The 24,457-nt window shown below is 69.8% G+C and carries 23 protein-coding genes; 15 read left to right on the forward strand and 8 right to left on the reverse strand.

Features of this window, described 5'->3' with window-relative positions:
- Positions 1–137 precede the first annotated feature (137 nt).
- Both AB0J64_RS34860 and AB0J64_RS34865 read right to left on the reverse strand, forming a co-directional pair.
- Positions 138–2,399, reverse strand: coding sequence for a protein kinase (locus tag AB0J64_RS34860; protein ID WP_364036701.1), 2,262 nt, complete (start codon positions 2,397–2,399; stop codon positions 138–140).
- Positions 2,400–2,558: 159 nt separating this feature from the next.
- Positions 2,559–3,953 carry an FAD-linked oxidase C-terminal domain-containing protein gene (locus AB0J64_RS34865; protein WP_364036704.1) on the reverse strand — a complete coding sequence of 465 codons (1,395 nt, stop codon included), beginning with the start codon at positions 3,951–3,953 and terminating at the stop codon, positions 2,559–2,561.
- Positions 3,954–4,208: 255 nt separating this feature from the next.
- On the opposite strand from AB0J64_RS34865, the gene AB0J64_RS34870 reads away from it, so the two are divergent.
- Positions 4,209–4,616, forward strand: a complete 408-nt coding sequence (locus AB0J64_RS34870; protein WP_364036707.1) for a hypothetical protein — start codon at positions 4,209–4,211, stop codon at positions 4,614–4,616.
- On the opposite strand, the gene AB0J64_RS34875 is transcribed toward AB0J64_RS34870, so the two are convergent.
- Positions 4,617–5,822: an aminotransferase class I/II-fold pyridoxal phosphate-dependent enzyme gene (locus AB0J64_RS34875; protein ID WP_364036710.1), complete on the reverse strand. Its 1,206-nt coding sequence runs from the start codon at positions 5,820–5,822 to the stop codon at positions 4,617–4,619. It abuts the gene before it with no gap.
- 248 nt (positions 5,823–6,070) lie between these two features.
- Here AB0J64_RS34875 and ctaD point away from each other — a divergent pair, with 248 nt between their 5' ends.
- From ctaD to AB0J64_RS34915, 8 genes are all read left to right on the forward strand, one after another.
- Positions 6,071–7,783, forward strand: a complete 1,713-nt coding sequence (gene ctaD, locus AB0J64_RS34880) for a cytochrome c oxidase subunit I (protein WP_364036713.1) — start codon at positions 6,071–6,073, stop codon at positions 7,781–7,783.
- Between the two features lie 32 nt (positions 7,784–7,815).
- Positions 7,816–8,049 carry a hypothetical protein gene (locus tag AB0J64_RS34885; RefSeq protein WP_364036716.1) on the forward strand — a complete coding sequence of 78 codons (234 nt, stop codon included), beginning with the start codon at positions 7,816–7,818 and terminating at the stop codon, positions 8,047–8,049.
- A 5-nt stretch (positions 8,050–8,054) separates the two neighbouring features.
- On the forward strand, positions 8,055–9,788 hold the full coding sequence (frdA, locus tag AB0J64_RS34890; RefSeq protein WP_364036719.1) for a fumarate reductase (quinol) flavoprotein subunit: 1,734 nt from the start codon (positions 8,055–8,057) through the stop codon (positions 9,786–9,788).
- The gene (gene sdhB / locus AB0J64_RS34895) at positions 9,781–10,527 is read left to right on the forward strand and encodes a succinate dehydrogenase iron-sulfur subunit (RefSeq protein WP_364036722.1); all 747 of its coding nucleotides are present in this window, start codon (positions 9,781–9,783) and stop codon (positions 10,525–10,527) included. The genes frdA and sdhB overlap by 8 nt, the downstream gene beginning before the upstream one ends.
- Positions 10,524–10,907 (forward strand): hypothetical protein, encoded by a 384-nt coding sequence (locus AB0J64_RS34900; protein ID WP_364036725.1) that lies wholly within the window; start codon positions 10,524–10,526, stop codon positions 10,905–10,907. Before sdhB ends, AB0J64_RS34900 begins: the two co-directional genes overlap by 4 nt.
- Positions 10,904–11,245: a fumarate reductase subunit FrdD gene (gene frdD / locus AB0J64_RS34905; RefSeq protein WP_344993317.1), complete on the forward strand. Its 342-nt coding sequence runs from the start codon at positions 10,904–10,906 to the stop codon at positions 11,243–11,245. The genes AB0J64_RS34900 and frdD overlap by 4 nt, the downstream gene beginning before the upstream one ends.
- Before the next feature lie 146 nt (positions 11,246–11,391).
- The gene (locus tag AB0J64_RS34910) at positions 11,392–14,136 is read left to right on the forward strand and encodes an immune inhibitor A domain-containing protein (protein ID WP_364036729.1); all 2,745 of its coding nucleotides are present in this window, start codon (positions 11,392–11,394) and stop codon (positions 14,134–14,136) included.
- 51 nt (positions 14,137–14,187) lie between these two features.
- The gene (locus AB0J64_RS34915) at positions 14,188–15,126 is read left to right on the forward strand and encodes a diacylglycerol kinase family protein (protein WP_364036732.1); all 939 of its coding nucleotides are present in this window, start codon (positions 14,188–14,190) and stop codon (positions 15,124–15,126) included.
- Between the two features lie 256 nt (positions 15,127–15,382).
- Here AB0J64_RS34915 and AB0J64_RS34920 read toward each other — a convergent pair whose 3' ends face one another.
- Both AB0J64_RS34920 and AB0J64_RS34925 read right to left on the reverse strand, forming a co-directional pair.
- Positions 15,383–16,159, reverse strand: coding sequence for an SWIM zinc finger family protein (locus AB0J64_RS34920; RefSeq protein WP_364036735.1), 777 nt, complete (start codon positions 16,157–16,159; stop codon positions 15,383–15,385).
- Between the two features lie 2 nt (positions 16,160–16,161).
- On the reverse strand, positions 16,162–19,155 hold the full coding sequence (locus tag AB0J64_RS34925; protein ID WP_364036738.1) for a DEAD/DEAH box helicase: 2,994 nt from the start codon (positions 19,153–19,155) through the stop codon (positions 16,162–16,164).
- A gap of 59 nt (positions 19,156–19,214) precedes the next feature.
- Here AB0J64_RS34925 and AB0J64_RS34930 point away from each other — a divergent pair, with 59 nt between their 5' ends.
- The 5 genes from AB0J64_RS34930 to AB0J64_RS34950 all read left to right on the forward strand — a co-directional run bounded on the left by AB0J64_RS34930 (position 19,215) and on the right by AB0J64_RS34950 (position 21,666).
- Positions 19,215–19,976 carry a methyltransferase domain-containing protein gene (locus AB0J64_RS34930; protein WP_364036741.1) on the forward strand — a complete coding sequence of 254 codons (762 nt, stop codon included), beginning with the start codon at positions 19,215–19,217 and terminating at the stop codon, positions 19,974–19,976.
- An 18-nt stretch (positions 19,977–19,994) separates the two neighbouring features.
- The gene (locus tag AB0J64_RS34935; protein WP_355194952.1) at positions 19,995–20,159 is read left to right on the forward strand and encodes a hypothetical protein; all 165 of its coding nucleotides are present in this window, start codon (positions 19,995–19,997) and stop codon (positions 20,157–20,159) included.
- Positions 20,160–20,222: 63 nt separating this feature from the next.
- Entirely contained in the window at positions 20,223–20,603 is a 381-nt protein-coding gene (locus tag AB0J64_RS34940; protein WP_357609201.1) for a phage holin family protein, read from the forward strand.
- Positions 20,600–21,190, forward strand: coding sequence for a DUF3618 domain-containing protein (locus AB0J64_RS34945; protein WP_364036745.1), 591 nt, complete (start codon positions 20,600–20,602; stop codon positions 21,188–21,190). Before AB0J64_RS34940 ends, AB0J64_RS34945 begins: the two co-directional genes overlap by 4 nt.
- A 32-nt stretch (positions 21,191–21,222) precedes the next feature.
- Positions 21,223–21,666, forward strand: a complete 444-nt coding sequence (locus tag AB0J64_RS34950; RefSeq protein ID WP_364036748.1) for a protease inhibitor I42 family protein — start codon at positions 21,223–21,225, stop codon at positions 21,664–21,666.
- 155 nt (positions 21,667–21,821) lie between these two features.
- Here AB0J64_RS34950 and AB0J64_RS34955 read toward each other — a convergent pair whose 3' ends face one another.
- The 3 genes from AB0J64_RS34955 to AB0J64_RS34965 all read right to left on the reverse strand — a co-directional run bounded on the left by AB0J64_RS34955 (position 21,822) and on the right by AB0J64_RS34965 (position 23,998).
- Entirely contained in the window at positions 21,822–22,187 is a 366-nt protein-coding gene (locus tag AB0J64_RS34955; RefSeq protein ID WP_364036751.1) for a CatB-related O-acetyltransferase, read from the reverse strand.
- Positions 22,156–22,320, reverse strand: a complete 165-nt coding sequence (locus AB0J64_RS34960) for a hypothetical protein (RefSeq protein ID WP_364036754.1) — start codon at positions 22,318–22,320, stop codon at positions 22,156–22,158. Before AB0J64_RS34960 ends, AB0J64_RS34955 begins: the two co-directional genes overlap by 32 nt.
- A gap of 151 nt (positions 22,321–22,471) precedes the next feature.
- Entirely contained in the window at positions 22,472–23,998 is a 1,527-nt protein-coding gene (locus tag AB0J64_RS34965) for an FAD-dependent monooxygenase (protein WP_364036757.1), read from the reverse strand.
- Positions 23,999–24,162: 164 nt separating this feature from the next.
- Between AB0J64_RS34965 and AB0J64_RS34970 the strand changes: the two genes are divergently transcribed.
- Positions 24,163–24,438 (forward strand): hypothetical protein, encoded by a 276-nt coding sequence (locus AB0J64_RS34970; protein ID WP_364036760.1) that lies wholly within the window; start codon positions 24,163–24,165, stop codon positions 24,436–24,438.
- The last annotated feature ends 19 nt before the right edge of the window (positions 24,439–24,457 follow it).

Consider the following 24,457-nt stretch of genomic DNA (forward strand, 5'->3'; position numbering starts at 1 on the left):
GTCGGCATCGAGGACCTGCTGATCACGTCGATTACGCTAGCGCAGGAGAGCGTCCGGGTCACGAGCGGCTGCGGAGACGGATGAGCCGGTGCCCGTGGTACGGGCACCGGCTCTGGAACTGCCGTCGGTACGGGCTGTCAGGAGCAGTGGCTCCAGCCGGACTTCCAGGACTTCTCGGCCCAGGAACCGCCCCAGATCACGCACTTCTGCTTCGCGGGCAGGCGAACCGGCCCCGCGTTGGCCGGGTACCTGCCCGGAGCGCTGGCGCTGGAACCGCCCTTCACCTGAAGGATCGCGTTCATCTGCGCCTTCTCAGGGAAGATCATGCGTGACATCGTGACCACGCAGTTCTTGCCCGCTCCGCTGCTGTACAGGAGGTAGATCGTGGCGTCGGGGCCCAGGGCGTGCGAGTCGACGACCTTGTAGCCGGAGCCGCACAGGGCCGTCGGGCTGGACGTGTTGGGCTTGCGCGGGACATACGGCTTGCTGGTCGCGCTGGGACGGACGGTCGTCGTGGGGCCGGAGCTCGGCTGCCCCGCCGGATCCACGGCCTCAGGATCGACCACGGTCGGCGCCGTCGTCTTCTTCTTGGTCGGGGTCTTCTTGGGCTCCGGCCGGGCCGTCGTGGGCTGGGAGGTGGGATGCTGCGTGACCGGGTTCGGGACCTGGGAGACGGGCTCCTCGGTGTGCTGCTTCGGCTTGGTGGTCTTGGGGTCCTTCGTGGGCTGGTCCACGTCCAAGGTGGGCACCGGGGCCGCCGTGTCCGTGGGGACCGACGGGGGCAGGGTCTGATCCGTGGACGGGGGGTCGACGGGCTGGCCCGCGCCCGAGCCGTCGCCGTTGGACTGGTTGGCGGAGTTGCCCACGGCCACCACCGGGACCTCCGGGTTGCTCTTCGCCTGGACCACCACGGCGCCGACGACCACGAGGAGGGCGGCGGCCGCGGCTCCGGACAGGGAGAGCATCAGAGTGCGGCGCTGCTTCGCGGGCGCGCCACCGGCAGGGCGGGTCGGGCCGGTGGGGCCGCCGGGCCTGCTGGGTCCGTTCGGGGTGCCTGCCTGCCCCTTGAAGGGAGGCTGGCCCTGGGGCATGCCGGGGCCGTGAGGCGGCATGCCGGAAGCGGCCGCCGCACCCAGGTGGCCGCCGTGAGGGGCGCCCTGAGGCGTCTGAGGAGCTCCGTGAGGAGTCTGCGGGGCTCCGTGCGGCGCGGCGGCTCCGGCCTGCGCCTGGGGGCCGTTGCCGGGCGGCGTGCCCGGCATGGCGGGCTGAGGACCGTTGCCGGGCATCCCAGCCTGCGGTCCGCCCGCCTGCGGTCCGCCCATGGGCGACGCCGCCTGCGCGGGACCGCCGTGTGCGGGACCACCCTGGGCGGCTGCCACGTGGTGGGCGAACGCGCCCGTCTGAGGCACCGCCTCCGAGCCCGGCTGGACGGGGCCGCCCGCGGAAGGAACCGGCTGAGTCCAGGGACCGGGGTAGAGGTCGCCACCCTGTGCGGGCTTGCCGCCCTCAGGGCCCGTCTGTCCAGTGGGGGCACCGGCGGCGGAGGTGAGCTGCTGGCCCGTCACCGGCTCGATGGCCGACTTCGGGGCCGGCTGGCCGGTGAGGCGGACGATGAGCTCGTCCGCGCTGGGCCGCTGCGTCGGGTCCTTCGACAGGCAGGCGGCCACCAGCTCGGCCAGCACGCCCTCCATCCCCCCGAGCTGCGGCTCCTCGTTCAGGATCCGGTTCATCACCACGGGGATGGAGTCGGCGCCGAAGGCGGGCTTGCCCGTCGCCGCGAACACCATCGTGACGCCCCACGCGAACACGTCGGCCGCCTCGGACACCGCGCCACCGCTGAGCTGCTCGGGCGCCAGGTACGAGGGCGTGCCCATGGCCATCCCCGTGGCCGTCGCGCCAGGGGAGTCCAGGGCACGGGCGATGCCGAAGTCGATCACGACGGGACCCTCGGGACCCATGAGCACGTTGGCGGGCTTGAAGTCCCGGTGCAGGATCCCGGCGCGGTGGATGGCCGCGAGCGCGGTGGCGGTGCTGATCGCGAGCCGTTCGAGCGCGGCGCCGCGCCGCGGCCCCTCGTTGATGACCAGCTCACGCAGCGACGGTCCCGGGACGTACTCGCTCACGATGTAGGGCTTGCTGCCCTCCAGGTCGGCGTGGAGCACCGGAGCGGTGCAGAACCTGGCCACTCGCTGCGCCACCGCCACCTCGCGCAGGAACCGCGTCCTGGCGTCGGCGTCGGCCACGAGGGACTGGTGCAGGAGCTTGACCGCTACCTGGTCTCCGGACTCGCCTTTGCCCAGGTAGACAACGCCCTGACCGCCCTCGCCGAGCCGGGCGACGATGTCATACGTCCCCAGCCGCCGCGGATCGTCCGCCGCCAACGGCTGGAACTGATTCACGTCGACCCCCATTACAACCCCAAATCGATGAGGCAAGACGCTACCAGCGTGAAGGTTGGGGCGTCTGCCGGACCTGCCAGAAGTTTCATGTTTTGACGCAGAATGTCAGGCAGTGGTTCATCCTTCACCGCAGGTACGTGTGGGCATCCGCCCCCAAAGTCACGGGTTGGTCAAGGTGCCAGAGGTGTCCGGCCAGATCGCCTTGCCGGGATTGAGGAGGCCCAGAGGGTCGAAGACCGCCTTGATGCCCTGCTGGATCTCCGTGACCACCGGGCCGGACTCCAGCGCCAGCCAGCGCCGTTTGAGCAGGCCCACGCCGTGCTCCCCGGTCAGCGTGCCCCCGAGCGCCAGCGCGTGCGTGAAGATCTCGTCCGCCGCCGCCCACACCTCCGCGGGCGGCTCCACGCTCCCGCGGTCGAAGATGAAGACGGGGTGCAGGTTCCCGTCCCCGGCGTGCGCGACCGTGCAGATCTTCACGTCGTGCCGGGCGGCCGTCGCCTCGATGGCGGTGATCATGTCGGGCAGTACGGACCGCGGGACGCACACATCCTCCACCAGGCAGGCCCCGAGCCGCTCCTTGGCCTGGTACGCCAGCCGGCGCAGCGCGATCAGCTCCTCGGCCTCCTGCGGGCTGGAGGACACCGCCACGAACGAGGCGCCGTTCTCCATGCAGAGCCGCTCCATGCGCTCGACCGCGGCCTGGCTGTCGGTGGCGTCGGACTGGCCGATCAGCATGGCCTGCGTGGCCGGCTCCAGCCCGATGTTGCGCCAGTCGTCGAAGGCCTCGAGGGTGGCCCGGTCGAGCAGCTCCATGAGCGAGGGCTGACAGCCAGCCGCCATGATCGCCGAGACGGCCGCGCCCGCGTCCCTGAGCGAGCCGAACTCGGCGGCGAACGTGGCCGGCGGCGCGGCGGGCGCCCGGCGCAGGCGCACGGTGGCCGCCGTGATGACGCCCAGCGTGCCTTCCGAGCCGACGAAGAGCCCGGTCAGGTCGTAGCCCGTGACGCCCTTCATCGTGCGCCGGCCGGTGTCCATGACGCGGCCGTCGGCCAGCACGACCTCGAGGCCCAGCGCCGAGTCCCTGGTCACGCCGTACTTCACGCACCGCAGCCCGCCCGCGTTCGTGGCCAGGTTGCCGCCGATCGTGGAGATCTCGTACGACGAGGGGTCGGGCGCGTACATGAGCCCGTGCTCCCTGGCGGCCTTGTCCAGGTCGGCGGTGATGACGCCCGGCTCGACAACGGCGATCTCGTCGGCGGGGGAGAGCTCCCTGATCGCGTTCATCCTGGCCAGCGAGAGGATGACCGACCCGTCACCGGCGACGGACGCGCCCGCCAGGCCGGTGCCCCCGCCGCGCGGCACGATCGGCACCCGGTGCTCGGTGGCCCACCTCATCGTCGTCACCACGTCGTCGCGGGAGGTGGCCAGCACCACGCCGAGCGGCTTGCCGGGGTTCAGGAACGTACGGTCGCGGGCGTAGGAGTCGATCACGTCCGGGTCGGTGACGACGCGGGCTTCGGGCAGAGAGCTCACCAATGCGTCAATGGGTCTCACATCATGCACTCTAGGGGCAAATCGCCCCTATTCACGGGGTGGCACGCCCGACAGTTTGCGCAGGTCGTGACTTAAGGCCAGACTGCCCGGGTGGAAGTCAGGTGCCCGGTGTGTTCGGAAACTGACCAGATCATTGCGGTCCCCGGAGCGGTTGCGGCGGGGACCACGTACAAGATCGGCAGAGTCAGGTTGCCAGGCGCCCGCGAGGTCGCCGATCTGCCTACCAGGGCGGCTCTCGGCGCGTCGAAGCACGTCATGAGCCGTACGCAGCTCGCGGTCTGGTTGTCGTTCCCCAGCCGCCACTACACCCCTTGGGCCAGGAACCAGGGCTACATCATGCTGGGCGTGGCGGCCCTGGTGCACCTCGTCGTGTCGCTGGTCATCGCCATGGGCCAGGACCCCAAGTGGGGCGAGGTGCTGCTCGCCCCGTTCTGCCTGACGGGCCTGTTCTGGGGGTTCGGGCTGCTGAACGTGCTCGGCTCGTACGGCGCCCGCAAGCGCGACACCCTCGAGGCCCCGGCCAGGGAGAAGGCCCTCGCCGTGTGGGAGGGCCTGCGTTACTGCTCCCGGGACAACGTCGTGTTCGAGCCGGGGGTCGGCGTCTCGTTCCATCCGAGCGAGACGCGCGAGTACATCTTCGGCTTCAGGGGCAACGGCCGCTGATCAGCCCTGCTCCTCCGCCACCAGGCGGACGCAGACGGCCAGGCCCTCGATGGCCTGCTCCAGCTCGTCCAGCTCGGGGAAGGTGGGCGCGAGCCTGATCGTGCGGTTGCCGGGGTCCTTGCCGTACGGGTGCGTCGCGCCCGCGGGCGTCAGCGCGATGCCCGCGGCCTTCGCCTTGGCCACCACCTCGGCGGCGTGCGGCACCTCCAGGCTGATGAAGTAGCCGCCCTTGGGGCTCGTCCAGGTGCCGAGGTCGCCGAGCCGCTCGGTCAGCACCTTGTCGACCAGCTCGAACTTCGGCCCGATCAGCTCCGCGTGCCGCTTCATGTGGGCGGCCACGCCCGCCGGGTCACGCAGGAACTCGACGTGGCGGAGCTGGTTGATCTTGTCAGGGCCGATGGACTGCTTGGAGGTGTTGTGCAGGAACCACTCGACGTTCGCCGGCGAGGAGCCGAAGAACGACACGCCGGAGCCCGCCAGCGTCACCTTGGAGGTGGAGGCGTAGACGAACACGCGGTCGGCGTTGCCGTGCTCGGCGGCGAGCGCCGGCAGATCGGCCAGCTCGTCCGGGGTGTCCGTCAGGTGGTGCACCGCGTAGGCGTTGTCCCAGAAGATCCGGAAGTCGGCGGCCGCGGTCGGCATGGCGGCCAGCCTGCGCACCGTCTCGTCGCTGTAGGTGACGCCGGACGGGTTGCTGTACTTCGGCACGCACCAGATGCCCTTGACGCTCGCGTCGGCGGCCACCAGGCGCTCGACCACGTCCATGTCGGGGCCGTCGGCGTTCATCGGGACGGGCACCATCTTGATCCCGAACCGCTGGGTGATCGTGAAGTGCCGGTCATATCCGGGCACGGGGCACAGGAACGTGATCTCCGGCTCCTCCACCCACCGCCGCACGGCGCCCGGCACCGGGGTGAGCAGCGCGTGCACGATCGTGTCGTGCATCAGGGCCAGGCTGGAGTTGCCTCCGACGACGAGTCGCTCGGCGGGCACCTGCACCAGCGGCGCGAACAGCTCGCGCAGCTCGGCCAGGCCCTGCAGGTTGCCGTAGTTGCGGCCGTCGGTGCCGTCGGCCGCCCGGTACGACGTGGGCAGCCTGAGCAGGTCATTGGAGAGATCGAGCTGGCGCGGCGACGGCTTGCCCCTGGTGAGGTCGAGCGAGAGCCCTCGCTGGACGAGGGCGGAGTAGTCAGCCTGAGCGGTCACGAGATCTCCTCCATAGACGGTCCGGCTACGAAGGATAGAAGAAGCCACCAGGTGAGCCGGTAAATATCCGCAATGTGGGATGCCGGTGATGAGCCGCATGTCGATCGGGTCCGTCAAAGCTTCCGGGCGAAATGTTAAAGAATGCCTTCCCGAGCGGCGCTGCTTGGCGTGCAATGGGTAGATCGGGGCAGTCCGGGCCGCCTCCGGCGGTCCGTCGCAGGTAGCACTCCGCGCAGGAGGGAGCAGCCGTGACGACTGTTCGGGAGACCTCGTTCGAACAGGTCAGGCGCCGCCGCACCGGGACCGTCATCGCCTCCTGGATGTCGACGACCGACCACAAGGTCATCGGGTACCTCTACCTGATCACCTCGTTCGGGTTCTTCCTCGTGGCGGGCGCCATGGCCATGTTCATCAGGGCCGAGCTCGTCGCCCCCGGCATGCAGCTGGTCAGCCAGCAGCAGTACAACCAGCTCTTCACCATCCACGGCACGGTGATGCTGCTGCTGTTCGCCACGCCGCTGTTCGCGGGGTTCGCCAACGTGGTCATGCCGCTGCAGATCGGCGCGCCGGACGTCGCCTTCCCGCGGCTGAACGCGGTGGCGTACTGGCTGTTCCTGTTCGGCGGGCTGATGGTGGTCGCGGGGTTCCTCACGCCGGGCGGGGCGGCCGACTTCGGCTGGTTCGCCTACACGCCGCTGTCGACGGCCATGTACTCGCCGCAGATCGGCGGGGACCTGTGGATCATGGGCCTGACGCTGTCCGGTCTGGGCACGATCCTCGGCGCGGTCAACTTCATCACCACGATCATCGGCATGCGGGCGCCCGGCATGACGATGTTCCGGATGCCGCTGTTCACCTGGAACGTGCTGCTGACCAGCATGCTCGTGCTGATGGCGTTCCCCGTGCTCGCGGCGGCGCTGCTCGTGCTGGAGTCGGACCGCAAGCTCGGCACCCAGGTCTTCGACTCGGCCAACGGGGGCCCGATGCTCTGGCAGCACCTGTTCTGGTTCTTCGGGCATCCCGAGGTCTACATCATCGCGCTGCCGTTCTTCGGGATCATCTCCGAGGTGGTCCCGGTGTTCAGCCGCAAGCCGCTCTTCGGCTACCTGGGGCTGGTCGGCGCGACCATCGCCATCGCCGGGCTGTCGATGACCGTGTGGGCGCATCACATGTTCGCGACGGGCCAGGTGCTGCTGCCGTTCTTCTCGTTCATGACGTTCCTCATCGCGGTGCCGACCGGGGTGAAGTTCTTCAACTGGATCGGCACCATGTGGCGGGGCCATCTGAGCTTCCAGACGCCGATGCTCTTCGCGGTCGGGTTCCTGGTGACGTTCCTGCTCGGCGGGCTCACCGGGATCATCCTGGCCTCGCCGCCGCTCGACTTCCCCATCAGCGACACGTACTTCGTGGTCGCCCACTTCCACTACGTCGTCTTCGGCACGGTCGTGTTCGCCATGTTCTCCGGGTTCTACTTCTGGTGGCCGAAGATGACCGGCAGGATGCTCGACGACCGCCTCGGCAAGGTGCACTTCTGGACGCTGTTCATCGGCTTCCACACCACGTTCCTGGTGCAGCACTGGCTCGGCCAGCTGGGCATGCCCAGACGGTACGCCGACTACGGCGTGCACGACGGGTTCACCACGCTCAACGAGATCTCCTCCGTCGGGGCGTTCCTCCTCGGGGCCTCGACGCTGCCGTTCCTCTACAACGTCTGGAGAACGGCCAGACACGCGCCCAAGGTCACGCTCGACGACCCCTGGGGCTACTGCAACTCTCTCGAGTGGGCCACCTCGTGCCCGCCGCCGCGCCACAACTTCGCCAGCATGCCGCCGATCCGCTCCGAGCGGCCCGCCTTCGACCTGCACTATCCCCGTGAGCAGGCCGAGCGGCCACCCGTCGTAGAGCGGGAGGAGGCCCCCGAGGTCGAGCCGGGCAGGACCGCCGAGGAAGACCTCGACTGATCATGAAATTCGCCTATCTAGGGAGATCGGCGATGACAGGCACGAAAATCCCCTTCACCCCCGAGCCGGCCCCCTGCGGGAAGAAGTCGGGCGGTGAGCGCCTCGTCGACGACGACGGCTACGGCCTGGTGATCCGTGACCAGCTCTTCGACTGCGGCTGCCGGAGGATCCGGCACGAGTACCACGACGGCAGCATCCACCTGTCCGCCATCCGGCACGACGGCAAGCGGGTGAAGGACCCGGTGCAACCGGACCACGGGAAGTGACGTAAATGATCGATGTGCTCATCGTCGGAGGAGGCGGAGCGGGCCTGCGGGCGGCCATCGCGGTCGCCGAGACAGATCCTGCGCTCAAGGTGGCGGTCGTCTCGAAGGTGTACCCGATGCGCAGCCACACGGTCTCCGCCGAAGGCGGCGCCGCCGGGGTGATCGGCCTCGGCGACACGCTCGACGAGCACTGCTACGACACGATCTCCGGCGGTGACTGGCTCTCCGACCAGGACGCGGTCGAGGCGTTCGTGGCCGAGGCGCCCCAAGAGCTGATCCAGCTCGAGCACTGGGGCTGCCCCTGGAGCCGGGAGAGCGACGGCCGCGTCGCGGTCCGCCCGTTCGGCGGCATGAAGAAGATGCGCACCTGGTACGCCGCCGACAAGACGGGCTTCCATCTCCTGCACACCCTGTTCCAGACATCCCTGAAATATCAGGACGTCATCAGATACGACGAGTGGTACGTCACCAAGCTCGTCGTCGACGACGGCCGCGTCCACGGCGTCGTGGCCGTCGAGATCAGGACCGGCCGCATCGAGACCATCGCGGCCAAGACCGTCATCCTGGCCACCGGCGGCTGCGGCCGCGTCTTCCCCTTCACCACGAACGCCGCCATCAAGACCGGCGACGGCATGGCCCTGGCCTACCGGGCGGGAGCGCCGCTCAAGGACATGGAGTTCGTCCAGTACCATCCGACCGGCCTGCCGTTCACCGGCATCCTCATCACCGAGGCGGCCAGGGCGGAGGGCGGCTGGCTGATCAACAAGGACGGCTACCGCTACCTGCAGGACTACGACCTCGGCAAGCCCACGCCCACGCCGAAGCTGCGCAGCATGGAGCTGGGCCCGCGCGACCGGCTCTCCCAGGCGTTCGTGCACGAGCAGCAGCTGGGCCGCACGGTGGACACGCCGTACGGGCCGGTCGTCTACCTCGACCTGCGCCACCTGGGCGAGGACAAGATCGACGCCCGCATCCCCTTCGTGCGCGAGCTCTGCAGGAGCTACCAGAACCTCGACCCCGCCACCGACCTCATCCCGGTACGCCCGGTCGTGCACTACATGATGGGCGGCGTCCACACCGACATCGACGGCGCCACCCCGATCGCCGGGCTGTTCGCGGCGGGGGAGACCGCCTGCGTGAGCATCAACGGCGCCAACCGGCTCGGCTCCAACTCGCTGCCGGAGTGCCTGGTCTTCGGCCGCCGCGCGGGCATCGCGGCCGCCGAGTTCGCGAGGTCGCACCGGGACGGCGAGGCGGCGGCCGTACGGACCCAGGGGGACGACGAGCGGCGGCGGTTGGAACGCGGGCGGGAGGGCAGCAGCACCGGTGAGCGGATCGCCGACCTGCGCGAGGAGATGCAGCACACGCTCGAGGGGGCGGCCGGCATCTACCGCACGGGCGACGTGCTCACCAAGGCCGTCGACACGCTCGCGGAGCTGCGCGAGCGTGCCGAGGAGGTGCGGATCGACGACACGAGCACCGCGTTCAACACCGAGCTGATCAACCTGCAGGAGCTGCACACGATGCTGGAGGTCGCGCAGACGATCGTGGCCTGCGCGCTGAACAGGCAGGAGTCGCGCGGCGCGCACCAGCGCACCGACTTCCCCGCCAGGGACGACGACGCCTACCTCGCGCACTCGCTGGTGCACCGCGCGCCCGACGGCACCCCGTCCGTCGGGCTGCTGCCCGTGACGATCACCCGCTGGCCTCCAGGAGAAAGGGTGTACGGCCGTGACTGAGATCAAGGAAACGGCGACGCGGACGGTCAGGATGGAGGTCGCCCGCTACCGGCCCGGCGAGGACGACGAGCCGGTGTTCCAGGGGTACGAGGTGCCGCTCATGGCCGACTGGGCGGTGCTCGACGGGCTGAACCACATCAAGGACCAGCTCGACGGCAGCCTGTCGTACCGCTGGTCGTGCCGGATGGGCGTGTGCGGCTCCTGCGGCATGACCGTCAACGGCGAGCCCAGGCTGACCTGCGGCACCTTCCTCACCGAGTACGGCGAGGGCCCGATCAGGATCGAGCCGCTGAAAGGCTTCCCGGTGATCAGGGACCTGGTCGTGGACATCGACGGGTTCCTCGCCAAGCTGTCGTCCACGCGGCCGTGGCTGGTCAGAGAGGGTGAGGAGCTGCCGCTGACCACCGAGTACGCCCAGACGCCCGAGCAGCTGGACGCGTACAAGCAGTACAGCATGTGCATCAACTGCCTGCTCTGCTACTCGGCCTGCCCCGTCTACGTGCTCGACCCCGACTTCCTCGGCCCGGCCGCCATCGCGCTCGCCCAGCGCTACAACCTGGACTCGCGCGACATGGGCGACCGGTTCGACGTGCTGAACCAGGAGGACGCCGTGTGGGGGTGCACGTTCGTCGGCGAGTGCACGCGGGTCTGCCCCAAGCACGTGGACCCGGCCGAGGCCATCCAGCGCTACAAGCTGACCGCCGCCCTGCGCTCCGTCCTGCCGTGGAGCAGGCGATGACGACCGCGTACCGGCCGCCGCGCGACAACCTGTGGTTCGCCCGCACCCGTCACTACGCCTTCTTCGTGCTGCGCGAGCTGACCAGCGTCTTCGTGGCCTGGACGATCGTCTTCCTGCTGATGTTCGTCGACGCCGTGCGAACCGGGAGCCTCCAGGAGTTCGCCGCGCTGGCCGGCCGGCCGTGGATGATCGTGATCAACGTGCTCGCCCTGGCCGCGACCGTCTTCCACACGGTCACGTTCCTCAACCTCGCCCCCAAGGCCACCGTCGTCCGGCTGGACGGCTGGCGGGTGCCCGCCTGGATGATCCAGGGCGGCAACCACTCGGCCTGGGTGATGATCTCCATGCTGATCGCCTACTTCATCCTGAGGTCGCCATGAGACGCACCCTGGAGCCGTACCTGTGGCTGCTCTTCAGCGGCGGGGGAGTGGTGGCGGCCCTCCTGCTGCCGGTGCTCGTGCTGCTCTTCGGGGTGCTCATGCCGCTCGGCGTGGTGGACTGGCCGACGGCCGAGCACCTGCGCGCGCTGGCGGACAACGTGCTGGTACGGCTCGCGCTCCTGGCCGTCGTCGTGCTCTGCCTTTTCCACGCCGCGCACCGCATCCGGTTCACCAGTGAGGAACTGCTCGGCATCGCCAGGTTCGACCTGGTCATAGCGGTGATCTGCTACGGGGGCGCGGTCGTGGGCGCGATAACGGCCGGGCTAATACTGTTCTGAGGCGCGGCGCCAACCATGCACCAAATGTCCCCCTTTGGTCACGTTTCACCAACGTACTTTACGTTTCCTTGACTTACCCTCTAGCGTCCGGCATTGCACTCCCTTATGGCCATGCGCCCGGTGACCCCGGGCAGAGAGGGTAACTGGTGCCCAGCACGAAGCGCTTATTAGCAGCTTTCCCGGCGGTCGCCCTTCTCGGCGCCGCTCTGTCCGTGCCCACGGCTCAAGCGGCTTCTGCCGCGAACTACGAGCCCACGGCCGCGGACTACTACATCAATTACGCTCCGCCCGCGGTCGAGAAGGACCCGCAGGAGCCCTCGGTCAACGACGGCAAGCAGCGCTCGCTGACCCCGGCGCAGAAGTTCGACCGGAAGTTCACCAGCGGAAATCCGGCAGCGGGTCGCATTCTCGCCGCCCGCGAGAACCAGGCCATCAAGACAGGCCGCAACCCCGCTGAATGGATTTTCAAGAACTCCAAGCAGACCCGCACAGCCAAACTCCTGACGATCCTCGTCGAGTTCAACGACCAGGCCAACGACGACTTTTCGGGCTTCAACCGGCTGCGCACCGTCAACAGCGGGCCCGACGACTGCGTGGTCGAGCCGGCCGGGACGCTCAAGAACGGTCCCCTGCACAACAACATCCCCGACCCGGCCACGCTGCCGCACAAGGACAACAACTCCTTCTGGGTCAAGGACTTCAGCACCGAGCACTTCAACAAGATGCTCTACACCGACAAGGGCATCACCGAGCGCGTGCGCCCCGACCTGAAGGACCCGCGCGACGGCAAGGCCGGCATCGACATCTCCGGCTACACCATGAAGAAGATGTACGAGGAGATGTCCAAGGGCGCCTACTCCGTCACGGGGTCGGCGGTCGGCTGGATCAAGGTCCCGCACTCCGAGGCCTGGTACGGCGCGGCGAAGTGCGGCGGCGCTCCCCAGGACATGTCCGGCCACCCGGACAACCCGCTCGGCGCCCAGCAGCTGCCCATCGACGTGGTGCAATCGCTGGCCAAGGCCCAGCCGAACTTCCCCTGGGCCGACTACGACCTCGAGGACACCTCCGACGCCGACGGCGACGGCAACTTCAACGAGCCCGACGGCGTGATCGACCACCTGGTGCTGGTCCACGCCGGCAAGGACAAGTCCTCTGACGGCGGCGCCCAGGGCACGTACGCGATCTGGGCCCACTCCAGCGCGGTCGCCGGCGGCTACAAGATCCCCGGCAGCGACAAGAAGATCTCCAACTACATCGTGCAGCCCGAGGACTCCGGCGTCGGCGTCTTCGCCCACGAGTACGGCCACGACCTGGGCCTGCCCGACCTGTACGACACCTCGGGCCAGGCCAGCTCCGCCGTGGACTTCTGGGACCTGATGTCCAGCGGCTCCCACTCCGGCCCCATCTTCCAGTCGATGCCGGCCCACATGGGCCTGTGGGACAAGTGGGTGCTCGGCTGGGCGAACCCGAAGACGTTCAACCCGGGCGACGCCGCCAAGCTCGTCACGCTCGGCCAGTCCTCGCGCACGCCCAAGCTCACCGAGGACGGCGTCCGGGTGAACGTGCCCTCCACGCCGGTGAAGATGGTCGACGTCCACAGCGGCTCGAACGCCTGGTGGAGCGGCCTGGACCAGGACTGGGCCAACCTCACGCTGACCCGCGACCTGCCCGTCCCCGCCGGGACCGATCTCAAGTTGTGGATGTGGAACAACTACGTGATCGAGCAGGACTGGGACTTCGGCTTCGTCGAGGTCTCGACCGACGGCGGCCAGACCTGGGCCCAGCAGAAGGTCTTCGACGAGGCCGGGAACGAGGTCAGCACGCCTGACGACTACCCGGACCCGAACAAGAACCTCAAGACCTTCGGCGACAAGAAGTACGGCCTCACCGGTGACAGCGGCGGCTGGCGGCACGACTACGTCAACCTCACGCCGTTCGCCGGGAAGACGGTCAAGCTGCGGCTGACCTACAACACCGACGCCGCCTTCGAGGAGCGCGGCTGGCACACCGACGACTTCCAGCTCACCAACGGCGCCACGGCCGTGTGGAGCGACGACGTCGAGGGTGGTGACAACGGCTGGAAGGCCACCGGCGGCACGTTCACCAACACGAGCGGCCAGGGCTGGACCCGCAACAACGGCGAGCGCGAGATCTCCCGGTTCTACCTGGCCGAATGGCGTAACTTCGACGGCTTCGACAACGGCCTGAAGTACACCTACGACACCGACTACTCCCGTGACGGGGCGTGGAAGGTGCAGAAGCTGGCCTACAACGCGCCGGGCCTGCTGGTGTGGTACCGCGACTCGACGTTCACCAACAACAACTTCTCCAACAACCTGCGGCTCCCGCCGAGCCTCGGCCCCAAGGGCAGCCTGCTGGTCGTCGACTCGCACTTCGACCCGCTGCGCCGCACCGGGACCGCGGCCGAGAAGGACCCGACGCTGCAGAAGAACCTGCAGGGGCGCGTCCAGTCGTCCAACGCGGCGTTCGGGTTCGGCAAGACGTACCCGTTCAAGGAGTGCATCGAGGCGGCGGACGAGCCGTTCAGCGCGTACTGCACGGACCTGCCCGCGCAGAAGGGCGTGCCGGCCTTCACCGACGCCAAGACCTGGTACCCGGGCCTCGAGGTCATCAACGGCAGTCTCTACTACCGTGACTTCGACGCCTCGGTGGTCGTGCCGTCGAAGGGCGACCAGGCCTACACCACCCGCGTGGTGCACCAGGACGGCACCCCCGCCACGGAGCTGTACGGCCAGGTGGTCGCCGGCTCGAAGCTCGGCACCGGCAACCCCGGTGACGAGGGCAAGGCGCTGGGCGTGCAGTTCAAGCTGCTGAGCCCGCTGCCGGGCAACCTGGGCGCCATCGTCCAGGTCGTCCCGCCGAAGAAGTAGTAGTGATCATGGGCCGCCGGGACCTCCCGGCGGCCCATACCATTGGTGTCCATGAGCGAATTGCGCACCAAGGACGAGCACACCGAGGCGATCCGGAGGGATCGCAAGGTGGCAGTGGTGGTCAACACTCGCTCGCGCCGGGGCCGCCGCCACTACTTCGAGGTCATCGAGCAGATCCACAACCTCGGGTTCGAGCCGCTGGCTGAGCTGTCGGTCTACAACCCCAAGCGGCTGCGCGAGCTGCTCGACACGGCCCTGGCCACCAAACCCGACCTGCTTATCGTGGGCGGCGGCGACGGCACGCTCTCCTCGGCGGTGCGCCACGTGGCACACCGCGACGTCGCGCTCGGCGTGCTGCCGCTCGGCACCACCAACAACTTCGCCAGAAGCCTCGGCCTCCCGCTCGACCTGGCCGGGGCGATCAGGGTGTTCGCCACCGGCAAGGTGGCCGACATCGACCTCGGCATGGCCGACGACCGGCCGTTCGCCAACCTCGCCAGCTTCGGTGTCTCCGTCGAGGTGGCGGGCAGGGTCAAGCCGTGGCTCAAGCGCATCGTGGGGCGTCCCGCCTACCCGCTGACCGCGCTGACCATCCTGCCGGGGCACACGCCGTTCCGCGCGTACATCACCGTGGAGGGGCAGCGCCACGAGCTGCTCACCCACCAGCTCAACATCGCCAACGGCCGCTTCCACGGCGGCTGGCAGGTGGCCAGGGACATCAGCATCGACAACGGCCAGCTGGTCGCCTACCAGCTCGGCTCGGGCAAGAAGCTGCGGCTGCTCGGGGAGACCCTGATCAGGGCGACCACCGGGCGCTGGCGCAGCCTGGCCGGGGGGCCGTTCGTGGTGGGGCGGGAGATGCTGCTGGAGACCGACCCGCCGATGGCGGCCGACGTGGACGGCGAGGTACGGCTGCGCACCCCGATCCGGCTCCGGGTGGTGCCCAACGGCGTGCGCGTGATGGTGCCCGACTCCTTCGAGGACCGCTGACCACACCCGCGCCTGCTACGCGTCACGCGCTGCCTACTACGCGCCACGCGCCACGCGCTGCCCGCTACGTGCCACGCGCCCGCGCCACACGCCACGCGGTGCCTGCCGCGGGCCTGCCACACGTGCCCGCCGCCGTGGCACCGGCGCAGTCGCGGGTCCCCGTGGGAGCGTCGGTCCGATCGTCGGGGCCGCGACACCCGCTGCACCACGTGACGCGTCCACGATGCGACGTCGCCACCCATCGGGGCAGCCCGGGTCAGGAGTCGGCGAGTGCCTGGTAGGCCGGGGTGAGGGCGCGGGCCAGGCCGGCAGGGGGCGGGAAGACGCGCAGGAGCAGGTCCGGGGCGGCCGTCGTGGGGCGGCGTTCGGGCCGGTGCGCCGTGGCGCCGGGCGCGTAGAAGTCGGCCAGCCGGTCGGCGAACGGCACGTCTTCCACCTCCACCCCGGACGCCTCCTCCGCCAGCGACCCGAGCAGCTGCTCCCGGGTACGGCCGCGCCAGGCCAGCACCAGGAACGGGTCGTCGTCGAACGACTCGGCCAGCAGGTAGAGCACCGCCGACAGGTGCTTGCACGGGAAGCCCCAGTCGGGGCACGAGCAGTCCATGTCGAGGTCGCGGGGGAACAGGTCGATCCCGAGCGCGGCGAACAGCTCCTCGATCTCCGTCGGCATCTCTCCCGCCAGCAGCTTGGCCCGGTAGACGGCCTGCTCGGCGATCGACTCCTCGATGGCGGCCCAGCGCTGCTCGCCGTACGCCTCGATCCTGATCACGACCTCGTACGGACGGCGCCGCGAGCCCTGGACGGACGCCCTGACCTCGCCGGGGGACAGGTCGATCGACAGGACCTGGCCCTGGCGGGCGTACGCGCGGCCGCGTGTGAGGCGGCCCTTGTCGCAGATGCGCTCCAGGATGTCGATGAAGCGCCTGGACCACCAGGTGGAGCCGATGCTGCCCCGCTGGGTGCGGGCCCTGATGCCGCCCTCGACCCTGATCGGCCTGGCGTCCTCGAACCAGGTTCGCCTGTCATCGGGCATCGTCAGCCCACCCCCTCAGCCGTGAGCCTGAACACCTCGCGCAGTTCGTCGGTCGACAGGTCCGTCAGCCAGTCCTCGCCGGTGCCGACCACCCGCTCGGCCAGGGCCTTCTTGCGCTCGATCATCTGGTCGACGCGCTCTTCGAGGGTGCCCGCGCAGATGAGCTTGCGCACCTGCACGTTCTTGCGCTGCCCGATGCGGAATGCCCGGTCGGTGGCCTGGTCCTCGACGGCCGGGTTCCACCAGCGGTCCACGTGGATGACGTGGTTGGCGGCCGTCAGGTTGAGCCCGACCCCGGCCGCCTTGAGCGACAGCACGAACAGCATCGGCTCGTCGTCGTGCTGGAACCGGTCGACCAGGCGGTCGCGGGTCTTCTTGGGCAGGCCGCCGTGCAGCCAGAGCACGGTGGTGTCGAGCCGCTGGGCGAGGTACGGCTGGAGCATGCTCCCGAACTCGGCATATTGCGTGAAAAGTAGAGCCTTTTCGCCTTCTGCCAGGATTTCTTCTGACAACTGCTCCAAGCGGGTGAGCTTGCCGGACCTGCCTGACAGGCGGGAGCCGTCCTTGAGCAGGTGGGCCGGGTGGTTGCAGACCTGCTTGAGCTTGGCCATGGTCGCCAGCACCAGCCCGCGCCGCTCGATGCCCTCACTCCCCTCGATCTTGGCCAGCATGTCGTCCACGACCGCCTGGTAGAGCGTGGCCTGCTCCGTGGTGAGCGGGCACCACTCCTTGACCTCCAGCTTCTCCGGCAAATCAGAAATAATCGATTTGTCGGTTTTGACGCGCCGGAGGATGAACGGCCCCGTCGCCCGCTTGAGCTCCTGAGCGGCCTGCTCGTCCTGGCGGGCCTCGATCGGCTCCTGGAAGCGGGTCCTGAACCGGGAACGCGGCCCCAGCAGCCCCGGGTTCGCGAACTCCATGATCGACCAGAGCTCGGCCAGGTGGTTCTCGACCGGGGTGCCCGTCAGGGCGAGCCTCATGCCCGCGGGGATGGACCGTACGGCCTGGGCCTGCAGCGTGCCGCTGTTCTTGATCGCCTGGGCCTCGTCGCACACGACCCTGCGCCACTCGTGCTGTTTGAGCGAGTCCAGGTCGCGGTGGGCGGTGCCGTACGTGGTGATCACCAGATCGGCCCCCGGGATCAGGGCGGCGTCGCGCCCGCTGCCGTGGTGCACGTACACGCGCAGGCCCGGGGCGAACCTGGCGGCCTCCCGCTGCCAGTTGCCCACGAGGGACATGGGGCAGACGAGCAGCGTGGGCGTGTCGGCCCGCTCGTGGACCAGCAGGGCCAGCGTGGTGACCGTCTTGCCCAGCCCCATGTCGTCCGCCAGCACCCCGCCCAGGCCCAGCTCCGACAGGAAGCTCAGCCACGCCAGGCCGCGCTCCTGGTAGGGCCTGAGCGTGGCGTCCAGCCCGGCCGGGGTCGTGATGGGCACGAGCCGCCGCTCGGCCTGGCCGGACAGCAGCTCGCCGAGCACGCCGTCGGCGTCGACCTCCACCAGCGGCAGCTCGTCGCCGCCCAAGAGATCGCCCCAGAGATCGGTGCCGACGATGTGACGCAGCATGTCCGAGGCGGTCGCCTCGCCCGTACGGGTGCCCGCCACGGCCCTGAGCGCGGCCTTGAGCTGCCGGTCGTCCAGCTCCACCCACTGGCCGCGCACCCTGACCAGCGGCACCTTCAGCCTGGCCAGCTCGGCCAGCTCCGCCTCGCTGATCGTCTCGCCGCCCACCGCCAGCTCGACGCGGAAGTCGACCAGCTCGCGCATCCCGAACCCCTGGCCGGTGGCCGCCGTCTGCGCCTTGGTCCTGGTGGTCAGCTTCAGGCCCAGCTTCGTACGCCCGGCCCAGCGCGGCAGCTGCACCCCGAACCCGGCCGCCTGCAGCAGCGGCGCCGCCTGCCTCAGGAACCCGAACGCGCCCGCCGTGTCCAGCGCCAGCTCGCTCGGCCTGGGCCCGCGCAGGGCGTGGTCCAGCTCGGGATAGAGCCGGACGGCCCGGCCCAGCCCGGCCAGCAGCTCCCTCTCCGGAACGCCCGGCAGCCCGGTCACCTTCTCGCCGCTCCAGACGTGGGCGGCGGGGACGTAGAGACTGGGGTCGTCGGCGGCCTGCAACGCCAGCTCCACCCGCCAGTCCTCGGTGTCGGCGGGCTCCAGCAGGCGGAAGCAGACCCTGGTCGCGCCCTCGGCCGACTCGACCGAGTCACGCCACTTCTCCAGCTCCCGGCGGAGGTCCGGGACGTCGGGGCAGGCCGGCACGTCGCCGGTCAGAGCGGCCAGCCAGCGCTCGTGGGGCGTTCTGGGCGTGACGACCAGGGGCTCGGTGAGCGCCTGCCGGACGAGCGTGTCGGTGAACGCTTCGAGAGCCTCCCGCAGGACGTCCGCGGACGGCCGCTCGACGCGGGAGGTGCGGCAGGCGGGCGGCATGGCCAGCGCCAGCTCCCGGAAGTATCCGGCGTCGGCCCCGGTCACCACGGGCCGCCACCCGGCCCGCGCGCCGGCCCGCGGAACCGCCCACATGGCCATCGAATCACCGGCTTCGGGCTCGGGCTCCGGCTCGGGGGCGGTCGCGCCGGGGATGAGCTGCGGGATGACGCGGCCACGGCGTACCAGGTCATGGGCGAAGGCGGCGACGGCGGCCCAGTGGCGCATGGTCGCGGTGCCGGTGTGCTCGGCCAGTACGTGCAGGGCTTGCGAGGCCGGCGGGACGACGGCGGGAACCCGCCAGAGGCGCAAGCGCGGGCGCGCCACCTCGGCCAGCCGCCCGGTCTCCGGCGAGGGCAGCGGCTCCTTGGCCGAGCCGGGCAGGAGCAGCTCCAGCGTCCGTGACGGCGGCTCGTCGAGGCCCAGCACGGCGGCGACGCCGTCCGCGGCGGCGGCGAACGGATGGGGAGTGCTCCCGGCCTCCGTGGGACGCCGCCTGCTCGCCGCGGGCAAGGCGTCGGCGCTCTCCGCCCAGAAGGCGAGCCCTTCGGCCGACCAGACCCCGTGTACCAGCACGTCGGCAGGTTACCGCCGGGAACGGAAGATCGGATCCGGACGGCCCCTAGGATCCTCGTATGAGGTTTTCTGGGGCGGAGGACCAGTGGCGCGCGAAGCTGGGGAAGCTGCGCGACGTCATCAGGCAGGATCTCGTCACCCGCCAGCTCGCCGAGCACCTCCCCAAGGCCCCCTGCCACGTCCTCGACGTGGGGTCGGGCCAGGGCACACAGGCGCTCAGGATGGCCGCCAGAGGCCACCACGTCGTCGCGCTCGACGCCTCCCGCGACCTTCTTCGCCTCCTGGAGGCCGGGATCCAGCCGGGCATGGCGGTCCGTACGGTCCAGGCGGAGGCCGAGCGGCTGGCGGAGCTGTTCGAGCCGGGCAGCTTCGACGCCGTCCTCTGCCACGGCGTGCTGATGTACTTCGACGACCCCGACCCGCTCCTCGCCGACCTGGGCCGCCTGCTCGCCCCCGGAGGCATCCTCTCGCTCCTCGTGCGGAACGGCGACGCCCTCGCCCTGCGACCCGGGCTCATGGGCGACTGGACGGGGGCGTTGCAGGCGTTCGAGGACACCGGTTACGTCAACAGGCTCGGCGTCGCCGCCAGGGCCGACCGGCTCGGCGAGCTCACGCGGCGGCTGGCCGTACACGGGCTCGAGGTACGCGAGTGGTACGGCGTGCGCGTGTTCTGCGACGCCGTGCCCGACGACACGCCCATCCCCGACGACATCGACGACCTGCTGGCGGCGGAGGAGCGGGCGGGCAGGACCGACCCCTACCGGAGCGTGGCCGCGCTGACCCACCTCATCTGCGGGAAGGCTTATATAAGCCATACCTGAAGTTGTAGAATGTTTGGTATGAACCCTCCCGGATCGTGGTGTGAGCGGCCCAAGCCCCAGGCTCCCTCCTGCGAGCTCCCGTCTCCGTGGAGCAAGCCGAAGCAGCCCGACAACTGGTGCGAGGTGCAGAAAGACCCCGTGCTGTCGGCGCTGGGGTTCCTGCTCAAGGTCGCCAAGCGGTAAGGGCCCGGTGATAGAAGGCCGCTTGTCTGGGTAGTCGCCTTCCTCACGGAGGAGGCGAACGTCGTGAACGACACCCACAAGCTGGTCAACGACCTCTCCGAGCAGGTCTCAAGGCTCGTGAGGGACGAGTTCCGCCTGGCGAGGATGGAGCTGGCGGAAAAAGGCAAGCGCGCGGGGTTCGGCGCGGGTCTGTTCGGCGCGGCGGGGATGGCCGCGTTCTTCGGCGGTGCCGCGCTCGTTACCGCCGTCATCCTGCTCCTCGCCCTGGTGCTGCCCGGCTGGGCGGCCGCCGCCATCGTGGCGGGAGCGCTATTCCTCATCGCTGCGATGCTCGGCCTGACCGGCCGGACCCAGGTGAAACGAGTCGGCCCACCCGTCCCGTCAGAGACTCTCGCGAGCGTCAAGGCCGACATCGACATGGTCAAGGAGAGAGCACGGCGATGAGCGAGACCGACCCCGGATACAGCGAGCAACACGCAGGCAACGTCGGCGCCCGCAGGGCGACCGTGGGCACGCCGACCGAACGCGAGTCCATCAACGTGCCTCCGACCAGGCCGGGTGCGGCGGAGAACGCCCGGCACGCGGAGGAGGCCCGTGCCGAGCACGAGACGTTCGTTCCCGAACCCCCCGTCCGCGACGAGCGGGCGGAGGCCGCCGAGAGCCAGCAGGCAGAGGAGGAGACGGTGCCCACGCCACGCGGATCGCTCCACGACCAGTCGTCCCCGCTCCACGGGGTGCGCCACAGGGAAGAGCCTGACGTACGCAGGGACATCGAGGAGACCCGGCGGGAGTTGGGCGACACCGTCAGCGCGCTGGCCGCCAAGGCCGACGTCAAAGCCCGCGCGAGCCACGCGGCCGGGTCCGTCAGGGGCAAGGTGACAGACAAGGTCCGCGAGAGTACGCCGCACCAGGTCAGGGACGCGGCACAGGCGGCGAGGAAGCGGCCCGTGCTGCTCATCGCCGCCGGGGGCGCCGCGGTGGCCTTCGCCGTCCGGAGCATGATGCGCGACCGCCGCCGCAGGTCCCGGTAAGGGGCGGCGGCCCGGGCCGATAGCCTGCCGCCATGATGCGTCGAACGGGCGTCCCCGCCGCCATGCCGGCCGTCCTGCTGGCCGCCCTGCTGGTGGCGGGGTGCGGCGGAGGCTCAGCGGTGAGCAACCTCGGCACTGTGGTCAAGGGCGCCAAGGGCTCGACCGTACGCGTCGAGTTGCGCTCCGGGCAGCGCTTCTCGCTGGCCGTCGCCGACAACCCCTCGGTGGGCGACAACTGGGACCTGGTCGCGGTCCCTGACCCGAAGGTGGCCTCGTTCATCAGCGAGGAGAGCAAGCGCAAGGGCGAGGGGGTCGGGGCCGGCGGCACGACGTACTTCGTGTTCAACAGCAAGCGGCCGGGCACGACGCAGATCAGGCTGCGCGACTGCTGGCGGTGCGGCCAGTCCACGACGCCGCCCGACGAGGAGAGCCGGCGGCAGTCGGGCGAGGCCGTCTTCGACGTCACCGTGAAGTAGGCCCCGGGCGGCACCCGGGCGCGGCCGGCCGACCGCGATGGGCGATCAACACCTACGGCCGCATCTTCAAGTGACGCGTCGCAGGTCAAAAAGTACGCCGAGCGGTCCAAGACGACGTACGAGCACGCGTGGAGTGCGCTCTACCTGCGGCTCACTCATGCGGACTCGATTCCCCAGTGCTGACGCATCGGTGCCGGAGCGGGCGCCGCCTTCTCCAGGTCGTCGACGCTGCCGGACATGATCGTGCGGATGCGGTCCGTGAGGTGCTGGAGCGGCCAGTCCCACCAGGCCAGGGCCAGCAGCCGGTCGACATCGGCGTCGCTGTGGCGGCGGCGGATGAGCCTGGCCGGGTTGCCGCCGACGACGCCGTACTCCGGAACGTCGTCGACGACGAGGGAGCCGCTGGCGATGATCGCTCCGTGGCCGATGCGGACGCCGGGCATCACCATGGACCGGTAGCCGAGCCAGACGTCGTGGCCGACCACGGTGTCACCGCGTCCGGGCAGGCCGGGTCGGATCATCCGGATCGTCGTAGTAGGAGAACTCTCCGACCTCGATCAGCGGCGAGGTGACCAGCGGTTTCAGCAGCACCACCCGTGGTTGGCCAGGCATGGGGTGCACCACAGTCGGATCGGCGGGGACAAAGGGGATCACGAACCGTTTCCTTCCTGGAGAGAGGTCTGTGGGCTCTGTACGAGGGGGCGGGGCCGGTCCGCCTCGCCTCATGATCGACCGCGGCCCGATGCGGGCGGCCCGGCCGTGGTGGTGTGCGCGGCGCCTTCGCGCTGATCCGCGCGGTCGTGTCTCAGGGGGAGCCGAACCAGTCGGAAAGCGCTTCGCGTAGCCCGGGCGCAACGCTGTCAGCCGGCTCGTCAATGGCCGCGGCCCAGGCGACGTGGGCGTCCGGACGGATCAGCAGGGCATCGGCCGGCCGGTCGCCGGCCTTGGCGGTGCGGTAGTCGACGCGGCCCTCCCACGCCCGGGCGACCTCGCGTAGATCCTCGAGCTCGGCCAGATCGAGCAGGACGGGCCGTGCGGCGTGCATGAGGTCCGCGACGCTGGTGGTGCCCTGCTCGGAATGCAAGGTGAGGTCAGGTACGAAGGCGCCGATCAGGACGTGCCGGTCGGAACCAGGCATCGGGTAGCGGATGTCGGAGCCGGCGACCAGCGCTCCCATACGGCGCAACGGCTGCTCATCGCCGAGCAGTTCCTGGAAGACCTCCCGCAGCGCCTCGGCGGCTGCATCGTGCCCGCGCCTCAAGGCCACCTGTGCGCGGGTGTGCAGCATGGTACGGGCACCGGCCAGATGGCGTTCGCCGTGGTAGGTGTCCAGCAGGCCCGCCGGCGCCCAGCCGTGCAGGTCGGCGGCCAGCTTCCAGGCCAGGTTGACCGCATCCAGCATGCCGGCATTGAGCGCCACCCCGGTGGCCGGGAACAGATGCGCCGCATCACCGGCCAGCAGGATCCGCCCGTCACGGTACCGCTCGGCCTGCCGAGCCTTGAAGGTGAACCGCGACAGCCGCAGCGCCTCTCCCACGGGCAGATCAACGCCGAGCACACGACGGACGCTGTCCTGCAGTTCGGCCACCGTCATCGGCACGTCGTCGTCGTACTCGGTGCTCTCGTCCTCGATGGTGTAGAGCGAGACCACCTGGGAGCCGGGCGAGGAACCGACGCCGAACAGTCCGTGGCCGGTCCGGGTGAAACCCGCGCGGATCGTGCCGAAGCCGGGCACGTTGAGATAACCGTTGTCGAGCACGGTCACCGTATCGGGCAAGGAGACCTGGGCCAGCCGGTTCACCTCCGGATAGACGGTGCCAGGAAAGCCGATGCCGGCCCAGCCCCGGACCCGGCTGCGCGCACCGTCGCACCCCACGAGGTAGCGGGCGCTGATCCGGTACGGCCCGTCCGGGCCCCGCACCTCCACGCTCACCTCGGCATCGTCCTGGCTCACCCTGGTCACTTCATGGCCACGGCGAATGTCGACGTCGAGTTCGCCGACGCGTTCGTCGAGCAGCCGCTCAAGCAGCTGTTGCGGGAGCGGCAGGGCGTGCAGCGGCGGATCTGCCAGCTGGGTGAAGTCCAGATGCACACCGCCGAACGGGAAGCGGGGAGCCGGCACAGGGCCGGTGCAGGCAGCTTCGAAGCGTTCCAGCAAGCCTCGGTAGCGCAGCAGCTCCAGGATCTGCCCGCCGAGACCCCCTGCCTTCGGGGTGTCTCGGCGCTTGGGCTGCCGCTCCAGCACCAGCGGTCGCACTCCGGCCAGGCGCAGTTCGGCGGCCAGCATGAGACCGGTCGGGCCTGCGCCCACGATGATCACGTCTACGCCCATCACTGGCCAGTCTCCCCACAGTCTTTCGTCGACAACAGCATGCGCATTTTGTTACTCCCATTCCGCAGGTAGCGGGTCAGCTGGTTCAGCACGGTGTGCAGAATCCTTTGTGTAGAGGGGCAGGCCTTCGGGTGTCGCCGTCGTACCCTGTGTAGGCATCGGGCGTGAGCCCCTGCTCGAAGATCGCGCCCATGATCGGCGCGCCCAGCGCCGTCATATCCATGCCGAGCCCGAACGTGGAGGTCAGCAGGTCCCGCACAGTGATCGGCCGCCGCGCCGGCACGGTATCGTCCAGCGGGGCGTCGATCCGCTTCAGCGCCCGCCGGTCCGCCAGTTCCGTCAGCCAGTGCGCCGAAGGGCCGCGGATGACCCAGCAGGCCTACGCCGAGCGGCTCACGACGCGGGCCGACTGGGAGGAGCTGTCAGCGCCGGCTCACTGACTGCTTGGCCTCCTGACTG

The organism is Nonomuraea sp. NPDC049695, from assembly GCF_040674955.1.
Taxonomy (GTDB): Bacteria; Actinomycetota; Actinomycetes; order Streptosporangiales; family Streptosporangiaceae; genus Nonomuraea; species Nonomuraea helvata.

What these genes read in the sequence shown, in the direction of transcription:
- AB0J64_RS34945 (WP_364036745.1), top strand. Translation starts at nt 20,600, where the DNA reads ATGAGCGAGACCGACCCCGGATACAGCGAGCAACACGCAGGCAACGTC.
- AB0J64_RS34885 (WP_364036716.1), top strand. Translation starts at nt 7,816, where the DNA reads ATGACAGGCACGAAAATCCCCTTCACCCCCGAGCCGGCCCCCTGCGGG.
- frdA (WP_364036719.1), top strand. Translation starts at nt 8,055, where the DNA reads ATGATCGATGTGCTCATCGTCGGAGGAGGCGGAGCGGGCCTGCGGGCG.
- AB0J64_RS34950 (WP_364036748.1), top strand. Translation starts at nt 21,223, where the DNA reads ATGATGCGTCGAACGGGCGTCCCCGCCGCCATGCCGGCCGTCCTGCTG.
- AB0J64_RS34870 (WP_364036707.1), top strand. Translation starts at nt 4,209, where the DNA reads ATGAGCCGTACGCAGCTCGCGGTCTGGTTGTCGTTCCCCAGCCGCCAC.
- AB0J64_RS34965 (WP_364036757.1), bottom strand. Translation starts at nt 23,998, where the DNA reads ATGGGCGTAGACGTGATCATCGTGGGCGCAGGCCCGACCGGTCTCATG.
- AB0J64_RS34930 (WP_364036741.1), top strand. Translation starts at nt 19,215, where the DNA reads ATGAGGTTTTCTGGGGCGGAGGACCAGTGGCGCGCGAAGCTGGGGAAG.
- AB0J64_RS34955 (WP_364036751.1), bottom strand. Translation starts at nt 22,187, where the DNA reads ATGATCCGACCCGGCCTGCCCGGACGCGGTGACACCGTGGTCGGCCAC.
- AB0J64_RS34915 (WP_364036732.1), top strand. Translation starts at nt 14,188, where the DNA reads ATGAGCGAATTGCGCACCAAGGACGAGCACACCGAGGCGATCCGGAGG.
- frdD (WP_344993317.1), top strand. Translation starts at nt 10,904, where the DNA reads ATGAGACGCACCCTGGAGCCGTACCTGTGGCTGCTCTTCAGCGGCGGG.
- AB0J64_RS34935 (WP_355194952.1), top strand. Translation starts at nt 19,995, where the DNA reads ATGAACCCTCCCGGATCGTGGTGTGAGCGGCCCAAGCCCCAGGCTCCC.
- AB0J64_RS34920 (WP_364036735.1), bottom strand. Translation starts at nt 16,159, where the DNA reads ATGCCCGATGACAGGCGAACCTGGTTCGAGGACGCCAGGCCGATCAGG.
- AB0J64_RS34900 (WP_364036725.1), top strand. Translation starts at nt 10,524, where the DNA reads ATGACGACCGCGTACCGGCCGCCGCGCGACAACCTGTGGTTCGCCCGC.